The organism is Virgifigura deserti, assembly GCA_003576685.1.
GTDB classification, from domain to species: Bacteria; Pseudomonadota; Alphaproteobacteria; order Dongiales; family Dongiaceae; genus Virgifigura; species Virgifigura deserti.
The window spans coordinates 49971-71737 of sequence record QOZR01000005.1 but is presented as its reverse complement, the minus strand read 5'-3'; the positions used below and the strand labels follow the sequence as shown (position 1 = coordinate 71737).

Annotated in this window: 17 protein-coding genes; 12 read left to right on the top strand and 5 right to left on the bottom strand. The window is 64.6% G+C overall.

Annotated elements, in window-relative coordinates; translation table 11 throughout:
* The first annotated feature begins 117 nt into the window (after positions 1-117).
* The 7 genes from DT069_RS10185 to DT069_RS24610 all read left to right on the top strand — a co-directional run bounded on the left by DT069_RS10185 (position 118) and on the right by DT069_RS24610 (position 7158).
* Positions 118-1038, top strand: coding sequence for a branched-chain amino acid ABC transporter permease (locus tag DT069_RS10185; RefSeq protein ID WP_119460206.1), 921 nt, complete (start codon positions 118-120; stop codon positions 1036-1038).
* A gap of 3 nt (positions 1039-1041) precedes the next feature.
* Positions 1042-2226 carry a branched-chain amino acid ABC transporter permease gene (locus DT069_RS10180; protein ID WP_119460205.1) on the top strand — a complete coding sequence of 395 codons (1185 nt, stop codon included), beginning with the start codon at positions 1042-1044 and terminating at the stop codon, positions 2224-2226.
* The gene (locus tag DT069_RS10175; protein ID WP_119460204.1) at positions 2223-3011 is read left to right on the top strand and encodes an ABC transporter ATP-binding protein; all 789 of its coding nucleotides are present in this window, start codon (positions 2223-2225) and stop codon (positions 3009-3011) included. The genes DT069_RS10180 and DT069_RS10175 overlap by 4 nt, the downstream gene beginning before the upstream one ends.
* On the top strand, positions 3004-3702 hold the full coding sequence (locus DT069_RS10170) for an ABC transporter ATP-binding protein (RefSeq protein ID WP_119460203.1): 699 nt from the start codon (positions 3004-3006) through the stop codon (positions 3700-3702). Before DT069_RS10175 ends, DT069_RS10170 begins: the two co-directional genes overlap by 8 nt.
* A gap of 170 nt (positions 3703-3872) precedes the next feature.
* The gene (locus tag DT069_RS10165) at positions 3873-4130 is read left to right on the top strand and encodes a hypothetical protein (RefSeq protein ID WP_162913115.1); all 258 of its coding nucleotides are present in this window, start codon (positions 3873-3875) and stop codon (positions 4128-4130) included.
* A 333-nt stretch (positions 4131-4463) separates the two neighbouring features.
* Entirely contained in the window at positions 4464-6839 is a 2376-nt protein-coding gene (locus tag DT069_RS10160) for a S8 family peptidase (protein ID WP_162913114.1), read from the top strand.
* A gap of 19 nt (positions 6840-6858) precedes the next feature.
* Positions 6859-7158 (top strand): hypothetical protein, encoded by a 300-nt coding sequence (locus tag DT069_RS24610; RefSeq protein ID WP_162913113.1) that lies wholly within the window; start codon positions 6859-6861, stop codon positions 7156-7158.
* A gap of 303 nt (positions 7159-7461) precedes the next feature.
* Here the strand turns inward: DT069_RS24610 and DT069_RS10150 are convergent, their stop codons facing one another.
* A complete protein-coding gene (locus tag DT069_RS10150; RefSeq protein ID WP_119460199.1) occupies positions 7462-8175 on the bottom strand; it encodes a haloacid dehalogenase type II in 714 nt (237 codons plus the stop codon).
* Between the two features lie 187 nt (positions 8176-8362).
* Between DT069_RS10150 and DT069_RS10145 the strand changes: the two genes are divergently transcribed.
* The gene (locus tag DT069_RS10145; RefSeq protein WP_119460198.1) at positions 8363-9259 is read left to right on the top strand and encodes a LysR substrate-binding domain-containing protein; all 897 of its coding nucleotides are present in this window, start codon (positions 8363-8365) and stop codon (positions 9257-9259) included.
* A 301-nt stretch (positions 9260-9560) separates the two neighbouring features.
* The gene (locus DT069_RS10140; protein ID WP_119460197.1) at positions 9561-10052 is read left to right on the top strand and encodes a PAS domain-containing protein; all 492 of its coding nucleotides are present in this window, start codon (positions 9561-9563) and stop codon (positions 10050-10052) included.
* Between the two features lie 275 nt (positions 10053-10327).
* Here the strand turns inward: DT069_RS10140 and DT069_RS10135 are convergent, their stop codons facing one another.
* Positions 10328-10501 (bottom strand): DUF4169 family protein, encoded by a 174-nt coding sequence (locus DT069_RS10135; protein WP_119460196.1) that lies wholly within the window; start codon positions 10499-10501, stop codon positions 10328-10330.
* 138 nt (positions 10502-10639) lie between these two features.
* Here DT069_RS10135 and DT069_RS10130 point away from each other — a divergent pair, with 138 nt between their 5' ends.
* Positions 10640-14488 (top strand): AsmA family protein, encoded by a 3849-nt coding sequence (locus tag DT069_RS10130; RefSeq protein WP_162913112.1) that lies wholly within the window; start codon positions 10640-10642, stop codon positions 14486-14488.
* A gap of 17 nt (positions 14489-14505) precedes the next feature.
* Here the strand turns inward: DT069_RS10130 and DT069_RS10125 are convergent, their stop codons facing one another.
* The 3 genes from DT069_RS10125 to DT069_RS10115 are packed head-to-tail and all read right to left on the bottom strand — an operon-like array spanning position 14506 to position 18288.
* The gene (locus DT069_RS10125) at positions 14506-15969 is read right to left on the bottom strand and encodes an aldehyde dehydrogenase family protein (RefSeq protein WP_119460194.1); all 1464 of its coding nucleotides are present in this window, start codon (positions 15967-15969) and stop codon (positions 14506-14508) included.
* A gap of 13 nt (positions 15970-15982) precedes the next feature.
* On the bottom strand, positions 15983-16900 hold the full coding sequence (gene gcvA / locus DT069_RS10120) for a transcriptional regulator GcvA (protein WP_162913111.1): 918 nt from the start codon (positions 16898-16900) through the stop codon (positions 15983-15985).
* Entirely contained in the window at positions 16897-18288 is a 1392-nt protein-coding gene (locus tag DT069_RS10115; RefSeq protein WP_119460192.1) for an aminotransferase, read from the bottom strand. Before DT069_RS10115 ends, gcvA begins: the two co-directional genes overlap by 4 nt.
* Before the next feature lie 171 nt (positions 18289-18459).
* Between DT069_RS10115 and DT069_RS10110 the strand changes: the two genes are divergently transcribed.
* Entirely contained in the window at positions 18460-19323 is an 864-nt protein-coding gene (locus DT069_RS10110; RefSeq protein WP_119460191.1) for a carbon-nitrogen hydrolase, read from the top strand.
* 138 nt (positions 19324-19461) lie between these two features.
* Positions 19462-21729, top strand: a complete 2268-nt coding sequence (locus tag DT069_RS10105; protein ID WP_162913110.1) for an aminotransferase class III-fold pyridoxal phosphate-dependent enzyme — start codon at positions 19462-19464, stop codon at positions 21727-21729.
* The last annotated feature ends 38 nt before the right edge of the window (positions 21730-21767 follow it).

Genomic DNA, 21767 nt, shown 5'->3' with positions numbered 1-21767 from the left:
TAACCGTTGCCACACGTTTTCCGGCATGGTTGCACGCGAAAGCGTTGCTTGCCCCGCATGGCTGTGGGGGCCCATTTCAGCATAAGAAGGCCAGGGCCCGGCCCCGGCGGGGGACGAATGTCCGAGGAAATTCTTCAGCAACTCATCAACTGGATCGCCCTCGGGAGCATCTATGCGCTGCTTGCGGTGGGCTTCAGCCTCCTCTTCGGCGTGCTCGGCGTCATTCACTTCTCGCATGGTGATATCTCGCTGGTCGCTCCTTTCGTGGCGCTCGCCATTCTCCAGACTGCGTTGGCCAGCCTATCGTGGTTCGGGGGAGCAGCCGACCTCGTTCTGGCCTGCCTCATCGCCATCGCGGCCGTCGGCGTTCTCGGGATCGCCATAGACCGGTTCGTGCTTCGCGCCTTTCGGGACAAACCCGCGATGATGGCACTCGTGACGACGGTCGCGCTCGGCATCGTGATCCGCGAACTCATCCGCCACCTGTTCCCTCAGGGCGGCAATCCGCATGCGTTCCCGACCCCGCTGGCCGAACCCGCCTTCGCTCTGGGCAATGTCGTGGTGAGCTGGTTTACGGTTCTCGATGTCGCTTCCGCAACTGCGGTTCTTCTCGTTCTCTCCATTCTGCTTCGCAAGACCGGAGTCGGCGTGCGGATCCGCGCGGTTTCGCAGGATCGCGAGGCTGCCCGCCTGATGGGCATCGACGCCAATGCGGTCTTTCGAAACACCTTCTTCATCGCGTCGGCGACGGGGGCGCTCGCGGGCCTACTTTATGCGAGCTATGTCGGCGTGACGCGGTTCGACTTCGGTATTCTGGCCGGCCTGATGGGCTTCTCGGCGGCGGTTATCGGCGGGCTCGGAAGCATTCCCGGCGCGGTGATCGGCGGTCTGCTGCTCGCAGGGGTCGAGACCTTCGCCCAGGCAGCGATCGAGAACGGGACGGCCTATCGGCAGGTGTTCGCTTTTCTTCTGGTGATTGCCTTTCTCGTCTTCCGCCCCGCGGGCCTGTTCGGCCGGACCGTCACGGAAAAGGTCTGATCCATGGCGATGCGCGATACGAGCGAAGAGAGAGCCTCGCCGGGTCTCCTCGGCCCCGGGCTGTTCGTGATCCTGCTCGAAGCGCTGCTTGCGCTGCTGCTCTTCCTCTTTCTCACGAGCGAAAGCTGGATCGTCACCGTCGGCCTGCTGGCGGCGGCCGGCGCCGGGTTTCTCTGGCTTCAGCGGAATCCCGAGATCGAGACGCGGATCACCGACTGGTTCGCGCAGGCCCGCCTCGTCGCGATCGTGGTGGGCGGCGCCCTTGCCGTGGCATTCCCCTTCTTCCTCGGCGGCGACAGCTATGTGCTGCATCTCCTGATCATTGCCGAGCTGTATGCCGTGCTTGCGCTCGCCCTCAATTTCCAGCTCGGCAGCGCCAACATCCCGAACTTCGCCACCGGTGCATCCTACGGCATCGGTGCCTATGCGTCGGCGCTTCTCGCCATTCACTTCGGCATCGGCTTCTGGGGCGGTCTGGTCGCGTCCGCGATGGTCGCCACCTTCTTCGGTTTCGTTCTGGGTGTGCCCTCGATGCGCACGCGCGAATCCTATCTCGCCCTGGTGACGATCGCGTTCGGCGTGGTCGTGCATCAGGTCATCAACAACGTGACCTGGACAGGCGGCCCGAACGGCCTCGTCGGGATTCCGGCACCCACGCTCTTCGGACATTCCTTCGCCGAACCGATCGAGGTCCTGGGTTTTCGCCTGCCGAGCCAAGCCAACTTCTATTATACGGCGCTGGCGCTGATCGGGCTGTCCATCGTCGTCGCGCGGCGCCTGCATCACTCTCGGATCGGCCTCGCCTGGAACGCCCTGCGCACGGACGAACTCGCGGCCCGCTGCCAGGGGATAAACGTGACCTGGTACAAGGTGCTGGCCTTCGCCGTCGATGCCTTCATGGCGGCCTTCGCCGGCACGATCTATGCCTTCTATATCGGTTACATCTCGCCCGACAACTTCACGTTCCTCGTGTCCGTGACGATCATGACGATGGTCATCGTCGGCGGCATGGACAACATCTTCGGCGTGATCCTGGGCGCCTTCCTGCTCACCGTCCTCCCGGAGAAGTTCCGCGTCTTCTCGGACTATCGGCTTCTTCTTTACGGCGTGATCGTCATCGGGATGCTGATGGTTCGCCCCGAAGGGCTGTTCCCGAAGCGGCTGCGGCGATATGGGGGCCATGGATGAGCCCGATGCTGCTCGAGTGCGACGCCGTCTCGGTCCGCTTCGGCGGCCTTGCGGCGCTCGAAGGGGTGAGCTTCACCCTCGCGCAGGGCGAGATCCTCGGGATCATCGGCCCGAACGGCGCCGGCAAGTCCACGCTGTTCAACGCGATCACGGGCATCTACCGGGCGAGTGCCGGGCGGATGCGCTTCGCCGGAACGGAGCTGAACGGCCGGCCGGTTCATCGAATCGTCGAGCTTGGCATTGCCCGCACCTTCCAGTCGAGCCGCCTCTTCGCCGATATGAGCGTTCTCGACAATGTGGTGATCGGGCTGCACACGCGGACGAAGACCGGCGTTCTCGATGCCGTTCTGCGCTATGGGCGCGCACGGCGGGAGCTGGAGGATGCGGCCCGCAGGGCGGCGGACCTCCTCCGGACCGTGTCCGTCGACCTCTTCGAGCAGCGATACCGGCGCGCCAGCGAGCTTGCCCAGGCCGATCGTCGTCGGCTGGAGATCGCCAGGGCCCTGGCGACCGAGCCGAAGCTGCTGCTGCTCGACGAACCGTCTTCTGGAATGGATGACCGGGAGACCAAGGCGCTCGTGCGTGACATCCGCACCGTCTGCAAGGAGCGTTCCGATCTTTCGATCATGATCATCGAGCACGATATGAGCCTCGTCGCCGAGTTGCCCGACCGCGTGATGGTTCTGGATTACGGACGGAAGATCGCCGAGGGCTCGTTCGAGAGCGTCCGCGCTCTGGAACGCGTCCAGCAGGCCTATCTGGGAGGCGCGACCGCCCATGCTTGAACTCGCAGGCGTGGACACATATTACGACCGCGTTCCAATGCTCAGGCAGGTCTCGCTGCGCGTCGACGAGGGAGAGGTCGTCTGCCTGCTGGGGCCGAACGGTGCCGGGAAGACGACCACCTTTCGCGCGATCACCGGGCTCGTGCCCGCCGCCCGTGGCCAAGTCTCCGTCATGGGACGACCGGTCGCGAAGATCGGAACGGAGCGGGTCGCCGCGCTCGGAGTCGGTCTTGTGCCGGAGGGGCGCCGGCTGTTTCCGGATTTGACGGTTCGCGAGAATCTCTGGCTGGGCTATCAGGCGGCTGGCGGCGGGAACGCGTTCGAGTCCCGACTCGACAAGATGGGGGCCATGTTCCCGCGGGTGCGGGAGCGCCTGAAGCAGGCGGCCGGTACCCTGTCCGGCGGCGAGCAGGCGATGGTCGCTCTCGCGCGCGCGCTGATCGGCGGGCCGAAGCTGGTGATCATGGATGAGCCGTCGCTCGGGCTGTCGCCGCGTCTGATCGACGAGTATTTCGAGATCGTCGGCCAGATGCGCGAGAGCGGCACGACCGTGCTGCTGATCGAGCAGAACGCCGAACGGGCGCTGCGCGTCGCCGACCGCGGGTACGTTCTCCTCAAGGGGCGCGTGATCACCGAGGGCCGGACGCAAGAGCTGATCGAGGCCGAGGCAGTTCGGCACCTGTATTTCTGACGCCCGCCATAACCGCGAGAGCGCGGTCGCAGTCTCCTTCCCAAGCGCGAAGACTCTCCCCAAATGGGGCTATCCGAACCGTATGGTCGAGTGCAATTCATTGCGGATCGGAAACCCAGAGAGAAGGCGGCGATGCACCGGCAACAAGCATGTTTCAGAAGATTTGCAGCATGACCGCCGTCCTGCCCGAGGACTCCTTCCGCTATGAGGAGGCAGGGCAGGTGCTGATCTGCCGTCGCTTGGACCGGTGCGTGGTGGAGGGCGAGTATGACAACGCCTTTCTCGTTCGCCTCGGCAGCCGGAGCGCGGACAAGCGGCACCCGATCCTCGAGAGCCTGCGCGGTAAGCGAGTCCGCATCACGGTTGAGGTCGAGGACGATGCGCCGATGGAAGACCCTCTGGGCAAGTGGGGGCCGACGCTGCCGTAACCCGACCGCCAGCGACGCAACCATTGCGTTGCTAGGAGATCTCGACGCTCCCGGTTAGATCCGTCGCGATCCATAGAGGCGTCTTCCCGTTGCGGTGGTCGTCTGTAGGCAGCCGTTGTACAGTCTATCGGCTCGCACGCTTCCGCCTGCCCGATATTTCCGAACAGAAGCAGTCCTTGTCCGAGTCGGCGAGCACTTCGGAGCGGTCGGCAAGGGCGTCCTCGCAATTACCGCCTAGGAAACTGAAGAACAAAGGGAGCCGTCCATAGCAAAAGAGGCAGCGGAAAAGCCTTGGAGATTCGACAGGGGGAAGGGCATATGATCGGAGATCGGGTGAGAACCGTTCTCGTGCTGACTGTTTCGGCGGTTCTGTCCGGGTGCGGCGGTGGCGGCGGCCTTGCCGAAGACGCGTCACCCAACATCGACCGCCCGCCTCTTCTGGAGGAACCGGCAACGGGCTCCTCGCCTTCCGCCTGGAGCGGCAGCGACGAATATCTGAACGCCAACGGTCTTTCGATCATTCATGCCGCGGAAGCCTACTCCGTCCGAACGACGGGCAAGCCCGCCGGGGAGGACGTGCGGGTCGCCGTAATCGACACGGGCATCGATCAGACGCACCCGGATCTGGAGGCCCAGTCATTCGCTTTCCAAGGTGACGTCGAAGGCGACAGGGACGGCCACGGGACTCATGTCGCCGGAACGATCGCGGCCAGGCGGGACGGCCGGGGCGTTCATGGGGTTGCCTATAACGCGGATCTCGTCGCCATCCAGGCATTCCGAAACGTCTCGGACCTCGGGCCCAATATCGATCCGATCGCGACGTTCCCAAGCGAGGCCGCGGCTTCCATCGCGTCGGCGGCTGGGTTGGACCGTGCATATCTGGCAGCGGACATCCACGGCAATCTGCAATTCAAGGGAACGCCGCATGGTCCCGTTCCGCTGACCAGGAACTCTATGCCGGCTGCCGACGCAGATATCATGAACATGAGCTTCGGCACGCCCGATCCTGCGGTGATCAGCGGCGGCGGGCTGACCTACAGCGGATATCAGGTCTTCAGCGCCATGGCGGAAGCGGCCCAGGCCGGCAAGCTGATGGTCGTCGCTCTCGGCAACGAAAGCAATTTTCTCGGGCCATCCGCGGCACCGGCCAGCTACGTTCTCGATCCTCTGATCGTCGGCCATGCCGTCGTCGTCGGCGCGCTCAACGGGTCGGGGACAGCCGCCGCTTCCTTCAGCAATCACTGCGCCCACACGGCGAGTTACTGCATATTCGCCCCCGGTTCCGGTATCTACTCCACGGACCTTGGCGGCTATGGCACGATGAGCGGCACGAGCATGGCCGCTCCGCATGTTGCCGGCGGTCTCGCCGTCCTGATGGCGGCCTTTCCCAACCAGCCGCCCGAACAGATACTCAACCGCCTTTTGACGACGGCGGACCCTCTGGGGGCTTCGTCGATTTACGGCCATGGCGGAATGAATTTGGCGAGGGCGATGAATCCGGTCGGTACGCTCAGCGTCCCGACGGGGGCGACTTCGGACGGGAACCTTGCCCCGGTTGAATTGACGTCGCTGCATCTGGCGCCCGGGTTCGATGCAACCGCCCTCAAGGCTGCCCTGAACAGCGTCCTGACCTATGACAGCCAGGGATTCCAGTTCTATTCCGATCTGGGGAGCGACGTCAGCGGACGCGAGCAGCCGTCCGGTCTGGAAGCGTTTGTGGATGCCTTGCCGAGCAGAACCGTACGAACGCCGATCGCCGATCTTGGGTCGGTCGCTTTTGCGGTCGGCGAATCGGATGTCGACATCCGTCGAAGCGAGTTCTTCTCGCCGGAGAGCGCCGACGAGATCGAGAGCTTTTCGGTGACGCTGGCGCTGGATGAGCGCACCGAATTCAGGCTCAGCGACGGCATGCTCGGCGGCCCGGCTTCGCACCCGGCCTTTGCCCAGGTCCCGGACAGCGTGCTGCCGCTGCAAGCGGCGTTCGCGCCATATTCATCCTATGTCTTCGGAAACACTGGAGCGGCCCTGTCCTACAGAATCGATGACAGCAACGTGGTTCAGTTCGGATGGCAAAGCGGCGACAATCTGGAAGAAGGCGACGCCACCCTGGGCAATCTGGGAATGACACACAGCATTCTGGACGGCTTGGCCTTGAACTGGGAGGCCGGCTTTCTCTCCGAGGACAAGAGCGCGCTGGGCTCGGCTGCCGACGGCGCGCTGGGCGGCGGCCTCGAATCGCGGACGCGGTATCTGTCGTTCTCCGTCAACTATGATCTCGCTACGACGGTAGCGCTGTTCGGCAGCGTCACCGTCGGGACCTCCGACATAAATGTCGGCGGGAGTGGCCTCGTCTCGGAATGGTCGGACAGTGCCGGTCGTTCCTTCGGGGTCGGCGCAAGCATCTCAGAGATCTTCGGCGAAGATCGACTCGTGTTCGTGGTGTCGCAGCCCTTCAAGGTGGATGACAGCACGATCACCCTGAGGGTCCCCGTGTCCGACGACCGGAAGGGGGCCGTCCACTATCGGGAAGAACGGGTCGACGTGTCGCCCCATGGAAACGAAACGGCGCTTCAGATGGTCTATTCCGGCGGTATCGAGGACCTTGGCCTGACATATGCTGCGGGCAGCTACGCCCGGATCGAGCCAAATCATGATCCGGACGCCGATACGGAATTCGGACTCGGCGTCAAGCTTGGCGTTCCATTTTGATCTAAGAAAGAAAATGCGAATGACAGGACGACGGCGCGCGCTCTTAGGGCTGGGCGGGCTCCTCGCATCGGTGGCCTGCGATCAGCGCCAACCGGCGATCGGAGGAGACGGAGGAACAGCGGGTGAAGAGGCACAGTTTCCGGCCGGCACGGTTCGCCTTCACGAGCATCTCTACATGGTGCCGCTCGGCGACGATGATGGAGGGTGCCGGATGTACAGACCGGACTCCGATACCCTGGCTACCTTGACCGTAATCTATTACCGCCGACCGGACGGGTCCTTCACGACGGACCGCCGGGAGGCGGAGTGCGGTGGATAGCTCGCGCTCCGCAGCAGCAGACTGACGAGTTCCGATCGCCGCTCGGTTCCCGTCTTGGAGAGAATCCGTTTCAAATAGGTCCGCGCGGTCTCGTGGGTGATTGCCATCGCGCAGCGGTTGAGCTGCCTTGGGGTCGAAGGCGTAGAACGGCCGAATGCTGGCGACGTTTCTCTCCGGCATTGCCGAGAACGCCGACTTTCGCACCTGACTTTCGCGACGGAGATGCCTTGATCTTTCACCGCCGCCGATCTCGCCACCAATGTCAGGATTTTTGCGACCGGATGCCGGAGCGCCCCTCGCAACCTACTTCAGAACCTCAGCGAGTTCGATCAGGTCGCTTGCCATGTATTCCCAACCATCGTGCGGCCTGACATTGGCAGCCTTCGACGGATCTTGCGCATTCTCGCGAACGACATAGGCCGTCTTCAACCCGCATCGGCGCGCAGCTTCTAGATCGTAGTCGTGGGCAGCGACCAGCATCGCCCTGTCCGGCGTCACGCCCAGCAACTCGCAGGCACGAAGATACACCTGCGGCATCGGCTTATAGGCGCGGGAGACATCAGCGCCAAGGATCGTATCCCATGGCAGTCCGGCATGTTTTGCCATGTTCACCAGAAGCCGGGTGTTCCCATCAGACAGCGGTGCGACGATGAAGCGTGCCTTCAATCTGGAAAGACCCTCCACCGAATCCGGCCACGGCTTCAGACGGTGCCAAGCCAGATTCAGGTTTTCCAGTTCCGCGCGCGGTAAAGCCGATGGCGTCAGCCCGAATCCTTTTAGGCAGGCTTCCAGGTTCTCCATGTTGAGCAGATCGAGCGGAACAAAGGATCGCTGCTCGCAGCGAACGGCCTCGACCGATTCGTCATAGCGTCCGACCCAGGCATCGGCAAAAGCACCCGCGTCGATATGCGAAGCGTCGTGGCGCTTCAGAAAGGAACGCGCCTCTGTCGCTATGCTGCCGCGCCAATCGACAACTGTTCCCAGAACATCGAAGAACAATACCTCAACTTTCGTCACTTCAGCTCTCCACGCCGGTTCATTTGGTCATCCGTCAGCGGTCATTTTTCCCCGCAATTGCAATAGGGCTTATGTTGCAGTCATCAGCCAGCAACATGATTTCGCTTCGTATTGAAAAAAATTGCTGAAATCTCATAATCTTAGAAGACCGGAAATTCTAATCCTATATAACCTGGGAATTATAGTGATGCGCCGTGACCTTCCACCGCTCCGTCTTCTCACGACTTTTGAAGCGGTGCTTCGCACAGGAGGGGTCCAGAACGCCGCCGCCGAGCTGAATGTCACGCAACCGGCCGTTAGCCAGGCATTGAGAAGCCTTGAAGATCATATCGGCGCAAAGCTGCTGGATCGTCGTATGCGGCCAGCCGCCTTGACGGAAGCCGGGCAGATTCTGTTCCGGGCCGTGTCGAACGGGATAGATCAGATCGGGCGGGCAATAGACCAAATCAAGGCGATGGAAAGAGTCGAGCAGAATGTGGTGACAGTCGCCTGCACCATCTGCACCGGCACCTACTGGCTGATGCCACGGCTGGCCGCGTTCTACAGCCGGTATCCCGACGTGACAGTTCGTGTCGTAACCTCGTCCGGCGTTCCGAGGTTTGCCACCGATACCGACCTGCTCATCCGTTACGGTTCTGGCGACTGGACCGATGGGAAGAGCGAGCTTCTGTTCGGCGAACGCCTGGTTCCCGTCTGTAGTCCGCAAGCCGTCGCGCGTTTCGGCGCTGGCGATCTGGAAAAAGCGACCTTGCTGCACGTCGAGGCCGAGGACGATTGCTGGCCCCGCTGGGACGACTATTTCGAGGTGATTGGGCTATCGGGAAACCGGCAAGGAGACCGGACCTTCAGCAATTATGTGCAAGCTACCCAGGCCGCAATCGCAGGCATGGGCGTGATGCTAGGTTGGATCTCGAACACAGGGGATCTCGTGAGAGAAGGACGGCTCGCAGTTTTCCGGGACCAACCCATCTCTGCTGATGGTGCGTTCTTCTTGGTCGCACCCGTGCGCGGGCGCGCCAAAGCCGCTTCCACACTGTTGGCATCTCATCTTCGAGGTTGCGTCGCCGATTCCCGACTTACCTGATGGACTGCAAAGGGCTCAAAGCGGTGATCGCTGTTTATCGCAGAGCTCCCGATTAAAGCGACAGTTTTGAGCCTGGCTTTTGCAAGGCCGCAGAACGGAACTTTTGCGACAAGGCAGGGCGTGGTAGGAAACTATTCTCCACAACCATACGGGCCATCCCGACTGCAGTCCTCACTGCATCAAGGATCCTCGCACCGTTAGGTTTTCGGCATTCGGCATGGAATCAGTTTGCAATAGAATCTAGTCCTACAACCTGCGATATTCAGCCTGGGGGCGCGAAGGGAAGGGGGAGTCGGGCGGGATGACCGCGGATGAAGGAAGCTTCAACCGGATCTTCGATATCGAAGAAAGCATTGTCGACATAGAGACGCTGTTCCATAGCGCGAAGGTCAAGCATCTCTACGACTGGTGGTGTATGGCGGGAGGCGGGCGGCTGCCCTCGAGGGGGATGTTCGACGTCGTCGACCACAAGAGTATTATCGCAAATCTTTTTCTAACCGAAGTCACTCCGCGCGGCGATTTCGTCTTCCGCCTTCTCGGCGAGGAGGTGATCGCGATGGTCGGCCGGAACTATACGGGAGAAACCGTCAAGGACTCGAGTTGGGCGGAGTACGGACACGCCCTGGGCGCTTATTACCGCTCGATAATCGAGGCCAAGACCTGCCGCCGGTGCGTCGGCTCCCTTGCGTTCCCCGACAATGATCTTCGTCGGTTCGAATCGATCGACTGCCCACTGTCGAGCGACGGCATGGCGGTGGATATGATCATCGGCGTCATGGATACCATTCGATGACGGTGCGGTGGTGCTGCTGACATTCGAGCGACGATGCTAGGACGCGTTAACCATAGAGGCGCAGAGGGCGAAGTCTTCTCTGTGCCTCTATGGTTCAACGATCTTGCGCCCGTGGCAGGTCGGGCGTCATGCTCCGAATTTCGTCGACGTGAGGACCGCCTCGCCAAGCCCGACTGGCTGATGCGAAGCCGGCGATAAGGACGCGCCCGAGCGGAACGTCGGATGCACCAAGAGGACAGCCGTTGCGGGAGTCCCGCCCGCTATTCGCGGCGCCGCTACTCTCGGCGCTTGTCGTCGAGTTCCTTGCTCGCCCGCTCGATCTCGGCCTGGGTCTGGTTCAGGTCCGCCTTGCTGCGGCCAAACTTCACCCGGTTTTCGGCGGCGAGCTTCTCATCCTTCAAACGCTGCCGCCCCTTGCGGTATTTGTTGAGGTTGACGACTTCACCCATACTGATACTGCTCCTGCCGACACGAAGGTCGGAAACGATCGCGTATGGCCCCGGCGATCAGAGTAATGCAATTCGCTGCCGGTGCAAATGGCGCCGCGCATTCTGCCGTTCGCGAACCAGATCGGAGATGCACCTGGAATGCTCAACAAGAGTTTGATCGCCCTCGGCATCCTGCTTGTCCTGGCGGTCGCGGCCATCCTGATCGGCCCTAGCTTCGTCGATTGGAACCGCTATAAGCAAGAGATAGCCGCAACGGTCGAGCAGAGCACCGGGCGGGATCTCGACATTACGGGCGACATTTCGGTGCGCGTTCTTCCGACGCCGACGCTGTCCGCCGAGGGGGTCCGGTTCGCCAATATGGAGGAAGGCAGCGCGCCGGAGATGGCGACACTCGACACGCTTCGGGTGCGCGTCGCCTTCTGGCCACTGCTGCGCGGGAACATCCAGGTCGAGGAGGTCGTCCTGGTCAACCCGACGATTTTGCTCGAGACCACGGCCGATGGCCGCAACAATTGGGAATTCGGTGCGAGCGAGACGAACGCGCCGGATAGCGCGCCCGCGGGGGCGGAAACTGGATTCAACGTCAGCCTCGACGATGTTTCGATCGAGAACGGCACGATCATCTACCGCGATCTAGGCGCCGATACCGAGCGGAGAGTCGAGCAGCTTGACGCCGAAGTGGCCGCCGAAACGCTGCGTGGCCCGTTCCGTGCGACCGGAGAAGGTTTGGTCGACGGCGAGCCGGTGACCTTCGACGTCAGGACCGGCCGGATCGAGGGCGGGCAAACGGCGTCGCTGCGCCTGAATGCAGGCCTTGCGCGCGTCGATGCCGCCCTGCAGTTCGTCGGGAGCCTGCGCCTCCAAGGGGGGGATAGTCGGATCCGCGGCCGGCTGGAGGGCAATGCCGCCGATCTCGGTGGGCTGCTCGCGGCGCTGTCGTCAGGGACGGGCGGACAGGCCGCCGCCGACCAGGCCTTCGCGCTGACGGGCAATCTCGACGCGACGGCCACCGCGGTGGCGCTGAATGACCTGTCCGTGCAACTCGGCGACACCACCGGGTCCGGCACGGTGACGGTCATTCCCGGCGCTCCACTAAAGGCGGATATCGCGCTGACCGTGAACCGACTCGATCTCGATCCACTTCTGGACGGCGGAACGGCGCGCGCGAACCAGTCCGAAACAGAATCCCCCAGTGCGGAAACCCAGGCAGGAAATAATGCGTCGGGCGGCGGGGACTTCGCCCTGCCGGGCAACGTCGACGCCGACATCGATCTCACGGTCGTCGCCGTCACCTATCGGGGCGGGCTGATGAACGATCTGCGGCTCGCAGCCACCCTGTCGGATGGGACGCTTCAACTGAATCGGATGAGCGCCTTGCTGCCGGGCGGGTCGGATATCGCGATCGCGGGGACCCTGGCCGCTGCGGAGGGCGCGCCGCGCTTCACCGGCTCGGTCGAGGCCAGTTCGGACAATTTCCGCAGTCTGCTGGCATGGCTCGAGTTCGGCCTGCCGGAGGTGCCCTCCGATCGACTGCGTCGGATGTCTTTCGTCAGCCGCGTCACTGCCACGCCCGCCACCGTCGAGATCGCCGACATCGATCTTCGCCTCGATTCCTCGCATGTGCGCGGCGGCGTCGTCGTCGCGCTGCCGACCGGACCGCGCCGGACGCCCGGATTCGGAGTCGGCTTGGCGGTGGATCAGGTCAACCTCGATGCCTATCTGCCCCGCACCGCGTCGACCCAGGCCAGTGCGGCGACGGAACCGGAGCTGGCGGGACAGGCGGCGGGGCTGCCGCTGGATGCGCTGGCGCCTCTGGCCGACCTCGCCGCCAATCTGGATATGCGGATCGGCAGCCTGACCTACAATCGGCAGACCCTGCAGGGGATCCATCTCGATGGCACCGTGCAGCAGGGAAGCCTGACGTTGCGCGAGTTGAGCGTGACGCAGTTCGCCGGCGGTCAGGGCAAGCTCAGCGGCACCGTGACCGATATCAGCGGAACGCCTCGCTTCGATACGGAGTTCGACCTGACGGTCCAGGACGCCGGCCGGGTGATGGAGCTTGCCGGACTGGCCAGCTCGGCGCCGGGCAAGCTTGGCGCGCTGGCGCTCGGCGGCACGCTCTCCGGCGACGCCGACGAGATTGCCTATGACGTCGCCTTCACGATCGGCGGGATCGATGCGCGCGGCCAGGCCGAGGGAAGCGCCGCCGGCCTCGGTTCGGGCATTCCGCGCCTCAATACGACCTTCGAAATCGCGGCCGACGAGCCGGGGCCGCTGCTCGATCTGGCTGGGTTGCCGCAGCAGGCGGGAGCCGGGCTAGGTGCCCTGTCCGTCACCGGCAGCGCGGAAACCGGGACTGACAGGCTAACCTACAAGCTGTCCGTCGCGGCGACCGGAGTCCGTGGCCGCGGCGACTTGGCGGGCACGATCTCCGAGCTGGCGACGACGCCACGGATCGATACCCGCCTGAGTCTGCACGCGGAGGAACCTGCGCCTCTTCTAAGGCTGGCGGGGCTTCGAGGAGCGGCGGCAGGGCAACTCGGGGCGCTGGGTATCGGGGGTACCTTGGCCGGCGGAGGCGACGACATGCGGCTCGACCTGGCCTTGACCGGACTCGGCGGTGAAGCCAGCGTGACCGGCTCGCTGTCCGTCACGCCGATGCCGGCGCGGTTCGACGTCGCGGTCGAGGCGACGCATCCCGAGCTTGGAGAGCTGCTCGCCGCCCTCGCTGAGGGCGAGCAGCGGCCAAGGGAGCCACTGGGGGCCCTCAGCATGGCCGGTGCGGCGCGGGGCAGCACCGAGGCGTTCGCCCTGTCGGATCTGGTCTTGCAGGCAGGCCCGACGCGCCTGACCGGAACGGTCGATGTCGCGGCGGGCGGCACGCGCCCCCGCCTGACGGCCGATCTGCGGGGGAACGAGATGGTCCTCGGCTGGCTGACCGCCGGCGAACCGGCCGCCACCGCAAGTGATGACGCGAGCGGCGGCGAAAACGCGGGCGGGCGCTGGTCGACCGAACCGCTCGACCTGTCCGCGCTTGACCTGCTGGATGCCGATGTCGAGCTGGTGGCCGACGCCTTCATTCTCGGCGAAACCCGGATCGACCAGCCGCGGCTCGCGATGACGCTCGAGAACGGCGTACTGGAAGTCCAACGCTTCACGGGCGATGCCTATGGCGGCTCGCTCGAAATGACCGGACGACTCGCGAGCCGCAACCGCCCGGCGGCGACGGCAAGCCTGACCGCGACCGGCGTGGCCATCGATCAGGTGATGCGGGGTGCCACGCTCGCCGACCATGTCCGCGGGCCGGTTTCCGTCGGCACCGACCTGCGAACGGCGGGGGCGAGCATGGCCGACCTGGTCGGCGCCTTGCAGGGCGGGGGCAATCTGGAGGGGACGCTCACGGTCCGGACGCCGGTGGAGCAGGAGGTCGGGTCGGCCTTGCTCGGCCTTCTGGGTGGGGAGGTGGAGGAGCGGCTCCTCGACGTGACCGAGCGGATCGGTGCGCTCTATTCAGCCTTCACCGACAGCCCGAACGCGCTGAGCGGGAGCTTTCGCATCGAGGACGGCGTGCTGCGCACGGAAGACACGACGCTGAGCGGCACCGGCGTGCACGCCACGGCGGTCGGGAGCGCCGATCTGGCGGCTTGGACGCTCGACATGGTGGCGCAGGTCTATGGCGAGCAGGCGCCGGACACGCCGTTCGCGACGGTGACCTTGCAGGGACCTCTCGACGAACCGAATGTCGGCCTCAGCGGCGCGGCGCTCTCGGGCGGCACGGCCCAGCCCGGAGAGACGCTTGGCGGCCTTCTGAGAGAAGTGGTTCCAGGTCTGACCGGCGGCGAGATGGAACAGCAGGCGCCGGAGGGAGGCGAGCCCGCGCCGACAGGCAACGCGGGATCGGCCGCGCAAGACGATGAAGCGACCCCGGGCGGCGAGTTCAGAGACCTGATCCCCGGCCTGCTGGAAGAATTGCGACCGCAGCAGTAGGGGCGGCGCCGTCTCCGTCAGGCGCATCCCGGGCTGCTCCCGAGGCGGATCGCGACGTTCTTGGTCTGCACATAGTTCAGCAGCGCTTCCTGCCCCTTCTCGCGGCCATAGCCGGACCGCTTGGTGCCGCCGAACGGCGTCTCGACCCCACCGGCGAACCACTCATTGACGAACACCTGTCCGGCGACCAGCCGCTCCGCGCTCCAGTGGGCGAGGGCGAGATCCTGGGTATAGACGCCGGCGACGAGGCCGTAATCGGTGCCGTTGGCGATGGCAATGGCCTCGGCCGGCTCGTCGAAAGGCATGACGGACAGCACCGGGCCGAAGATCTCCTCACGCGCGATCGTCATGTCGGGGGCGACGCCGGTGAAGATCGTCGGCTGCATGAAATGCCCGGGCCGGCCGGTGACGCGCCGGCCGCCGGTGGCGGCGACGGCGCCGGCCTGTACGCCGGCCAGGCAATAGGCTTCCACCCGATCAAGCTGAGGGGCGGAAATCAGCGGCGTCAGATCATGCTCTTCGATGCCCGGGCCGATGCTGAGGTCCTTGGCGCGCGCGACCAGCCGATCGACCACCGTGTCATGGACCGAGCGATGGACCAGGAGCCGCGACGCAGCCGAGCAGATCTGGCCGGCGTTGGAGAAGATGCCGATCGCGGTGCTGGCGACCGCCTGGTCGAGATCGGCGTCGGGGTAGACGATCCCGGCCGACTTGCCGCCGAGCTCCATCACGCAGGGGATGATCCGCTCGGCGGCGGCGCGCAGGATGCTCTGTCCCGTCTTGACGGAGCCGGTGAAGACGATGTGATCGACATCGCCATGCGCGACGAGCGCCGCGCCCGCATCGCTGCCGTAGCCGCAGATCACGTTCACCGCGCCGTCCGGCACCCCAGCGCGCTCGCAGGCCTGCGCCAGCAGGCAGATGCTGAGCGGCGACAGTTCGGGCGACTTGATCACCACGCTGTTGCCCGTTGCCAGCGCGCAGGACAAGGAGCGGGCGGCAAGGGCGATCGGGAAATTCCACGGCACGACTTGGGCGGAGACGCCGAACGGCGCCGGGATGGTGTAGTCGACATAGCCGGCGCCCAGCGGGATCGAGCGCCCCTCGAGCTTGTCGGCGAGGCCGCCATAATAGGTGAAGTAGCGTGCCGCGGCGGTCGCCTCGCCGCGCGCGTCGGAGAGCCGCTTGCCGTTGTCGAGGCATTCGGCGAGGCCGATCTCCTCGGCCAGCACCTCGATCTCCGCGGCGATCCGGAACATCAGCGCGGCACGGTCGGCCGGCCGAAGGCCCGTCAAGCCGCCGGTTTCGAAGCAGCGGCGGGCGGCGGTGACGGCGCGGTCTACATCCTCGACCTCGGCGCGCGCGATCTCGGCGAGCGGCTCCGCGGTCGCGGGATTCTCGATAGTGATGCGCCGTCCTTGCGCGCCGTCGACCCACTTCCCACCGACGAAATTCCGCCAATAAGCCTTCAGCTCGGTCATCGCTGCTCTCGTCCTATGATTTCGTCACCGCCTGGGCCAGGAGCCAGTGCCAGAATGGGCCGACTTGCAGGCTGTCCCGCGCCGCCGCCGGACCGACGACATAATAACCTTCGGCCCTGGCCAGCTTCACGTCAAACGGCGTCGCCAGCCGGCCGGAGGCGATCTCGGCCTCGACCAGCGAGCGGTCGGCGATCGCGACGCCGAGCGCGTCGGCCGCCGCCTGTAGAGCGAGATGCGGCTGATCGAAGATCAGGCCACGCTTCGCGTCGATCCCGTTCGTTCCGGTGGCGGCGAGCCAGTGCGCCCAATCCTGCAGGCTGTTCGCCGAATGCAGCAGCGTATGTCCGGCAAGATCCGCCGGCCGCGCGATCGGGCGCTCGCCGCGCAACAGTTCGGGACTGCAAACCGGCACGAGACTCTCGCGGAACAGAAGATCGCTGACCACGCCCGGCCAGGTGCCGGCGCCGTAACGGATCGCGATATCGACGTCCTCGCGAGCGAAGTCGACGAAGCGCTCGGTAATGCTGAGCCGCACCTCGGTCCCGGGATGCGCCAGGGTGAAGCCGCGCAGCCGCGGCACCAGCCAGCGCATCGCGATGGTCGTCGCGATGCTGCAGATGATGACGGCCTCGTCGCGGCGGGCACGAAGCTTGCGGGTGGCGAGATCGAGATGCGCCAGCGCCTCGCGCACGGCGATCAGATAGCTGGTGCCGTCGTCCGTCAGCACCACGCCGCGCCCGACCCGGCGGAAGAGATGCAGCCCGAGATAGGCCTCCAGCCCGGCGATCTGCTGGCTCACGGCCGCCTGCGTCACCCGAAGTTCCCGCGCGGCCTTGGTGAAGTTCAGGTGACGGGCGCAGACCTCAAAGACGCGGAGCGCATGGAGCGGCAGGTCGCGCGAGGCTTGGCTATCGGTCGAGCGCGGGGTCACGATGCAAGCCGGACTCCTTCCCGGGTAAGCTCATCGGCGGCCTCGAGAATACTCGACCGCAGGGCGGACACCAGTATGTCGATCTGCTCCCGGCCGATGGTGAGGGGCGGGGAGATGCCGATGGCGGCGCCGAGCGGACGCACCATCACGCCGCGGCGGCGGCAGGCCGCTCCGATCCGCTTGCCGATGCCGACTTCCGGCGCCAGCGACCGCGCGGTCGTCTTGTCGGCGACGAACTCGACGCCGGCGAGGAAGCCCATGCCGCGGACGTCGCCGACCAGGGGCAGGTCGCGCAGGCTCCCCAGGTGCTCCATGAAATAAGGCGCGAGCCGCCGGACATGGCCGCACAGATCCTCGCGTTCGAGAATCGCGATGTTGGTGAGCGCGGCGGCGCAGGCGACCGGATGGCCGGAATAGGTGAAGCCATTGCTGAATGCGGCGCTCTCGCCGCAGCTCGCCTCCCGGCAGAGGGTCTCGGACAGGATCATCGCGCCGAGCGGCACATAACCGGAGGTCAGGCCCTTGGCGCAGGTGATGATGTCCGGAACAAGATCGAAGACCGATTCCGACGCGAACAGATGGCCGAGCCGCCCGAACCCGGTCACCACCTCGTCGGAGATGTATTTCACGTCGTACTTCCGGCAGACCTCGAGCGTTCGGCGATGATAGCCCTCCGGCGGCACGATCACCCCGCCCGAGGCCAGCACCGGCTCCGCGATGAAGCCAGCGACGGTCTCGGGGCCGAGCTCCAGAATCTTGCGCTCCAGGTCGGCAACCTTCTCGTCGCAGAACTCCGGGAGGCTCATACCCGCGGGACGGCGATAGGGATTGACCGACGGCAGGTGATGCACTTGGTCGGACAGCACGTCGAGGTCGCTCAGGTCGCTGAACTTGCCGCTGACAGAAGCGGTCAAATAGGTGCTGCCGTGATAGGCATCGGCCCGGGTGATGATGTGCTTCTTGCCGGCGCGGCCGGTGCGGTTGAACAGGAAATGAAGAAAGCGGATCGCCGAATCGTTCGCCGTCGAGCCGCCGGTCGTCAGGAACACGCGCGAGAGATCGCCTGGCGTCGCTTCGGCGAGTCTGGCCGACAGCTCTGTCGCTGGGATCGAGGCCGTGTCGATGAAGGCGCTGTAGAAGGGCAGGCGCATCACTTGCGCGGCGATCGCCTCGGCCATCTCGCGCCGACCATAGCCGATATTCACGCACCACAGTCCGCCGACGCCGTCGAGCAGCCGGTGGCCTTCAAGGTCGCGGATATAGGCGCCGTCGCCCTCGACCATGAAGCCGTTGTCCGCCGACGGACAGACCTCGCCCCAGGGATGAAGGGCATGCGCCCGATCCTTGCGTGCCAACTCGGCCGCAGCCGTATCGTCGAATGCCGTCATAGGGATCTCCCGCTCGTGTGAAATAAGAAAATCTTATCTCTGGTGTAAAAGGAAGTATTGGTAAAAGAAATTTTATAACATCCAACCTGTATTTACTGATTCCAGTTTGACCTCGTCAACGTGTTGTGTCATTTATCCAAGATAAATTTCGTGTAACGGAGGAAAAGGGGAATGAACGTCACGGTGGCGGCGACCCAGATGGCGTGTGGCTGGGACCGCGCGGCGAATCTGGAGAAGGCGGAGACTGTGGTGCGCGAGGCGGCGCGGCGCGGCGCCAACATCGTCCTGCTGCAGGAGATGTTTGCGACCCATTTCTTCGCCTTCATGGACTGGAAGCCGGAATATTTCGCGCTCGCCGAAACGGTCGAGGACAGCGCGATCCTGAAGCGCATGGGCGCGCTGGCGAAGGAACTCGGCGTCGTCCTGCCGGTCAATTTCTTCGAACGGGCGAACAACGCCTACTACAACACGATCATGGTATTCGATGCCGACGGCCGCGAACTGGGCATTTACCGCAAGTCGCACATCCCCCTCGGCCCGCCGGGCTGCTTCGAGAAGAACTACACCAGCGAGGGCGACACCGGCTTCAAAGCCTGGAAGACGCAGCACGGCACGATCGGGGTGGGCGTCTGCTGGGACCAGTGGTTTCCGGAATCGGCGCGGATCATGTGCCTGCTGGGCGCCGAGATCCTATTCTACCCGACGGGCATCGGCTCCGACTGCCATGGCCACTGGCAGCGCGCGATGCAGGGCCACGCGGCCTCGAACCTGACTCCGCTGATCGCCGCCAACCGGGTCGGGCGGGAGAGCGGCGAGTTCGGCACGACCGACTTCTGGGGCCGCTCCTTCGTCGCCGGGCCGACGGGCGAGATCGTCGTCGAGGCGGGCAGCGAGGACCAGGAGGTGATCACCGCGAGCTTCGACTTGGAAGCGATCCGCGAGAAGCGCGCCACCTGGGGCCTCTTCCGCGACCGCCGGCCGGACCTCTATGGGCCGCTGCTGACGCTGGACGGCAGGACGCCGCAGAGGAGCTAGGAACTGCAGAAGAGATGGCCTCGCAACGAAGCGGTCGCAGGGATACTTCCATTGCTAGGAACGTCAGGTCAGAATTCCGAACCTGCGACATTCTCGGAAGAGCACGCGGCGCGAATCGCCGCGAACGGCTACGGGATCGTGGGCAAAGCGCAGCGCCTCGTCGGCGATCTGGCCAACCAGAACTTCCTTGTCACCAGCGAACAAGGAGCATTCGTTCTCAAGATCGTGCCGTCATCCGTTCCGATGGATGTGCTCGATCTTCAGAACAAGGCGCTGTCGCATTTGGCGACAAAGAACGCGGCGATCGCCTGTCCGCGTCTCTGCCGTACCCTGTCCGGTGAGGAGATCGCACGCGCCCGCGGGCCGCAAGGCTGCGATAGCCTCGCGCGGATGTTGACGTTCGTTCGCGGCGACATTCTGGAAGCGGTCGGGGACGAGTCGCCGGCCTTCCTGGAGAATCTGGGACGCTTCTTCGGGCATGTCGATCGGGCGCTCCAAGACTTCGCGCATCCGGCCATGGAGCGCGCCCTGCCGTGGGACGTGAGACGGGCGAGCGATATTGGCGCCCGACTAACCTATATCGAAGACGCCGAGCGCATCGGCCTCGTCGAGCACTTTCTCGACAGGTTCGAGCGGCTCGTCGAGCCGAGGTTGAGCGCCCTTCGAACAAGCGTCATTCACAACGACGGAAACCCCTTCAACATCCTGTGCCGGGGGCGGTGCGATGATGCCCTTCAAAGCTTCGGACTCATCGATTTCGGCGATATGCTGCGCACCTGCACGGTCGCCGAACCGGCCGTGGTCGCCGCGTTCACCATGCTGGGGAGACCGGATCCGATCACGCCGGCGACGCATTTGCTGCGCGGCTACAACGAGATCTTTCCGCTCGCGCCCGCGGAGCTGGATGTCCTCTTCGACCTGATCTGCATCCGCCTGTGCATCAGCGTGTCGATGTCCGCCTATCAGCGGGCCTGCGAGCCGCACAACGACTATCTGTCGATCAGCGAGCGGGCGGTCTGGGAGGCGCTGGCCCGCCTGCGCCGGATCGACCCGGTCATGGTGCTGGGCCGCTTCGAGGCGGCGTGCGATCCACCATCGGGACAGCGCCGGGACAAAAAGACGATTCTCGCGCTGCGGGACCGGCATCTCAGCAAGGCGATGGGCGTGCATTACCCGCAGGCGCCGCTGAAGATCGTCCGAGGACGGGCCCAGTATCTCTATGACGAGGAGGGCCGCGCCTACCTGGACTGCGTCAACAACGTGGCGCATGTCGGACACTGCCATCCGCGGGTGGTGGAGGCGGCCCACAGGCAAATGGCGGTCCTGAACACCAACTCGCGCTATCTGCACGACAATCTCGTCGCGTACGCAGAGCGCCTGTGTGCGATGCTGCCCGATCCGTTGCGGGTTTGCTTTTTCGTGAACAGCGGCAGCGAGGCGAACGATCTGGCGCTCCGTCTCGCCAGAACGCATACCCGCCGGCAGGACGTGGTCGTTCTGGACTACGCCTATCATGGCCAGACCAGCGCGGTCGTCGAAATCAGCCCCTACAAGTTCGACGGGCCGGGCGGGACGGGTGCACGGCCCTTCGTCCATAAGGTGCCCTACCCTGACGGGTATCGGGGGACATACAGGGGATATGATGCCCCGGTCGGACAAAAATACGCTGAGGAGGTGCGGCGCGTCCTCGCTGAGATAGAAGAACGGGGCAGGCGGCCGACGGCGTTCTTCTCCGAGGCGCTGCTGTCCTTGCACGGGCAGTCGCTGATTCCCGCCGGCTACCTCGATGCGGTCTACCGTTCGGTGCGCGCGGCCGGCGGGATCTGCATCGTCGATGAGGTCCAGACCGGCTTCGGCCGCATCGGCTCTCATTTTTGGGGCTTCGAGACACAGAACGTCATCCCCGACATCATCACGCTCGGAAAGCCGATCGGCAACGGATATCCGCTGGGCGCGGTCGTGACGACGCCGGAAATCGGCGAATCGTTCCACAACGGAATGGGGTACTTCAACACCTTCGGCGGGAACACCGTTGCCTGCGCGGTCGGGCTGGCGGTGCTGGACGTGATCCGCGACGAGGCGCTGCAGGCGAGAGCCGCCGAGGTGGGCGGGCATCTCAAGGCCGAAATTGAATCCTTGATGGAACGTCACCCTCTCATCGGCGCGGTCCGGGGCAGCGGCCTGTTCCTCGGCGTCGAACTGGTCCAGGACCGAGAGAGCCTGGAGCCGGCGACCGCGGCCGCGGATGAGGTCGTTCAGCGGATGTTGGGACACGGCATCATGCTGAACACCGACGGCCCGCATCTCAACATCCTGAAGATCAAGCCGCCCTTGCCGTTCTCGAGTCAGAACGCAAGCTATTTGGTTGAAACCCTGCATGCGGTGTTGACGGAGATGGGGCATTGACTACGGCGTCCTGAATGGCTGGAGCGGAGACGCTTCAG

Excerpts from the sequence above, each read along its gene's own strand:
- DT069_RS10130 (WP_162913112.1), top strand. The coding sequence starts at position 10,640 with ATGCTCAACAAGAGTTTGATCGCCCTCGGCATCCTGCTTGTCCTGGCG.
- DT069_RS10115 (WP_119460192.1), bottom strand. The coding sequence starts at position 18,288 with ATGACGGCATTCGACGATACGGCTGCGGCCGAGTTGGCACGCAAGGAT.
- DT069_RS10180 (WP_119460205.1), top strand. The coding sequence starts at position 1,042 with ATGGCGATGCGCGATACGAGCGAAGAGAGAGCCTCGCCGGGTCTCCTC.
- DT069_RS10140 (WP_119460197.1), top strand. The coding sequence starts at position 9,561 with ATGACCGCGGATGAAGGAAGCTTCAACCGGATCTTCGATATCGAAGAA.
- DT069_RS10175 (WP_119460204.1), top strand. The coding sequence starts at position 2,223 with ATGAGCCCGATGCTGCTCGAGTGCGACGCCGTCTCGGTCCGCTTCGGC.
- DT069_RS10135 (WP_119460196.1), bottom strand. The coding sequence starts at position 10,501 with ATGGGTGAAGTCGTCAACCTCAACAAATACCGCAAGGGGCGGCAGCGT.
- DT069_RS10165 (WP_162913115.1), top strand. The coding sequence starts at position 3,873 with ATGACCGCCGTCCTGCCCGAGGACTCCTTCCGCTATGAGGAGGCAGGG.
- DT069_RS10125 (WP_119460194.1), bottom strand. The coding sequence starts at position 15,969 with ATGACCGAGCTGAAGGCTTATTGGCGGAATTTCGTCGGTGGGAAGTGG.
- DT069_RS24610 (WP_162913113.1), top strand. The coding sequence starts at position 6,859 with ATGACAGGACGACGGCGCGCGCTCTTAGGGCTGGGCGGGCTCCTCGCA.
- DT069_RS10185 (WP_119460206.1), top strand. The coding sequence starts at position 118 with ATGTCCGAGGAAATTCTTCAGCAACTCATCAACTGGATCGCCCTCGGG.
- DT069_RS10110 (WP_119460191.1), top strand. The coding sequence starts at position 18,460 with ATGAACGTCACGGTGGCGGCGACCCAGATGGCGTGTGGCTGGGACCGC.
- DT069_RS10170 (WP_119460203.1), top strand. The coding sequence starts at position 3,004 with ATGCTTGAACTCGCAGGCGTGGACACATATTACGACCGCGTTCCAATG.
- DT069_RS10145 (WP_119460198.1), top strand. The coding sequence starts at position 8,363 with ATGCGCCGTGACCTTCCACCGCTCCGTCTTCTCACGACTTTTGAAGCG.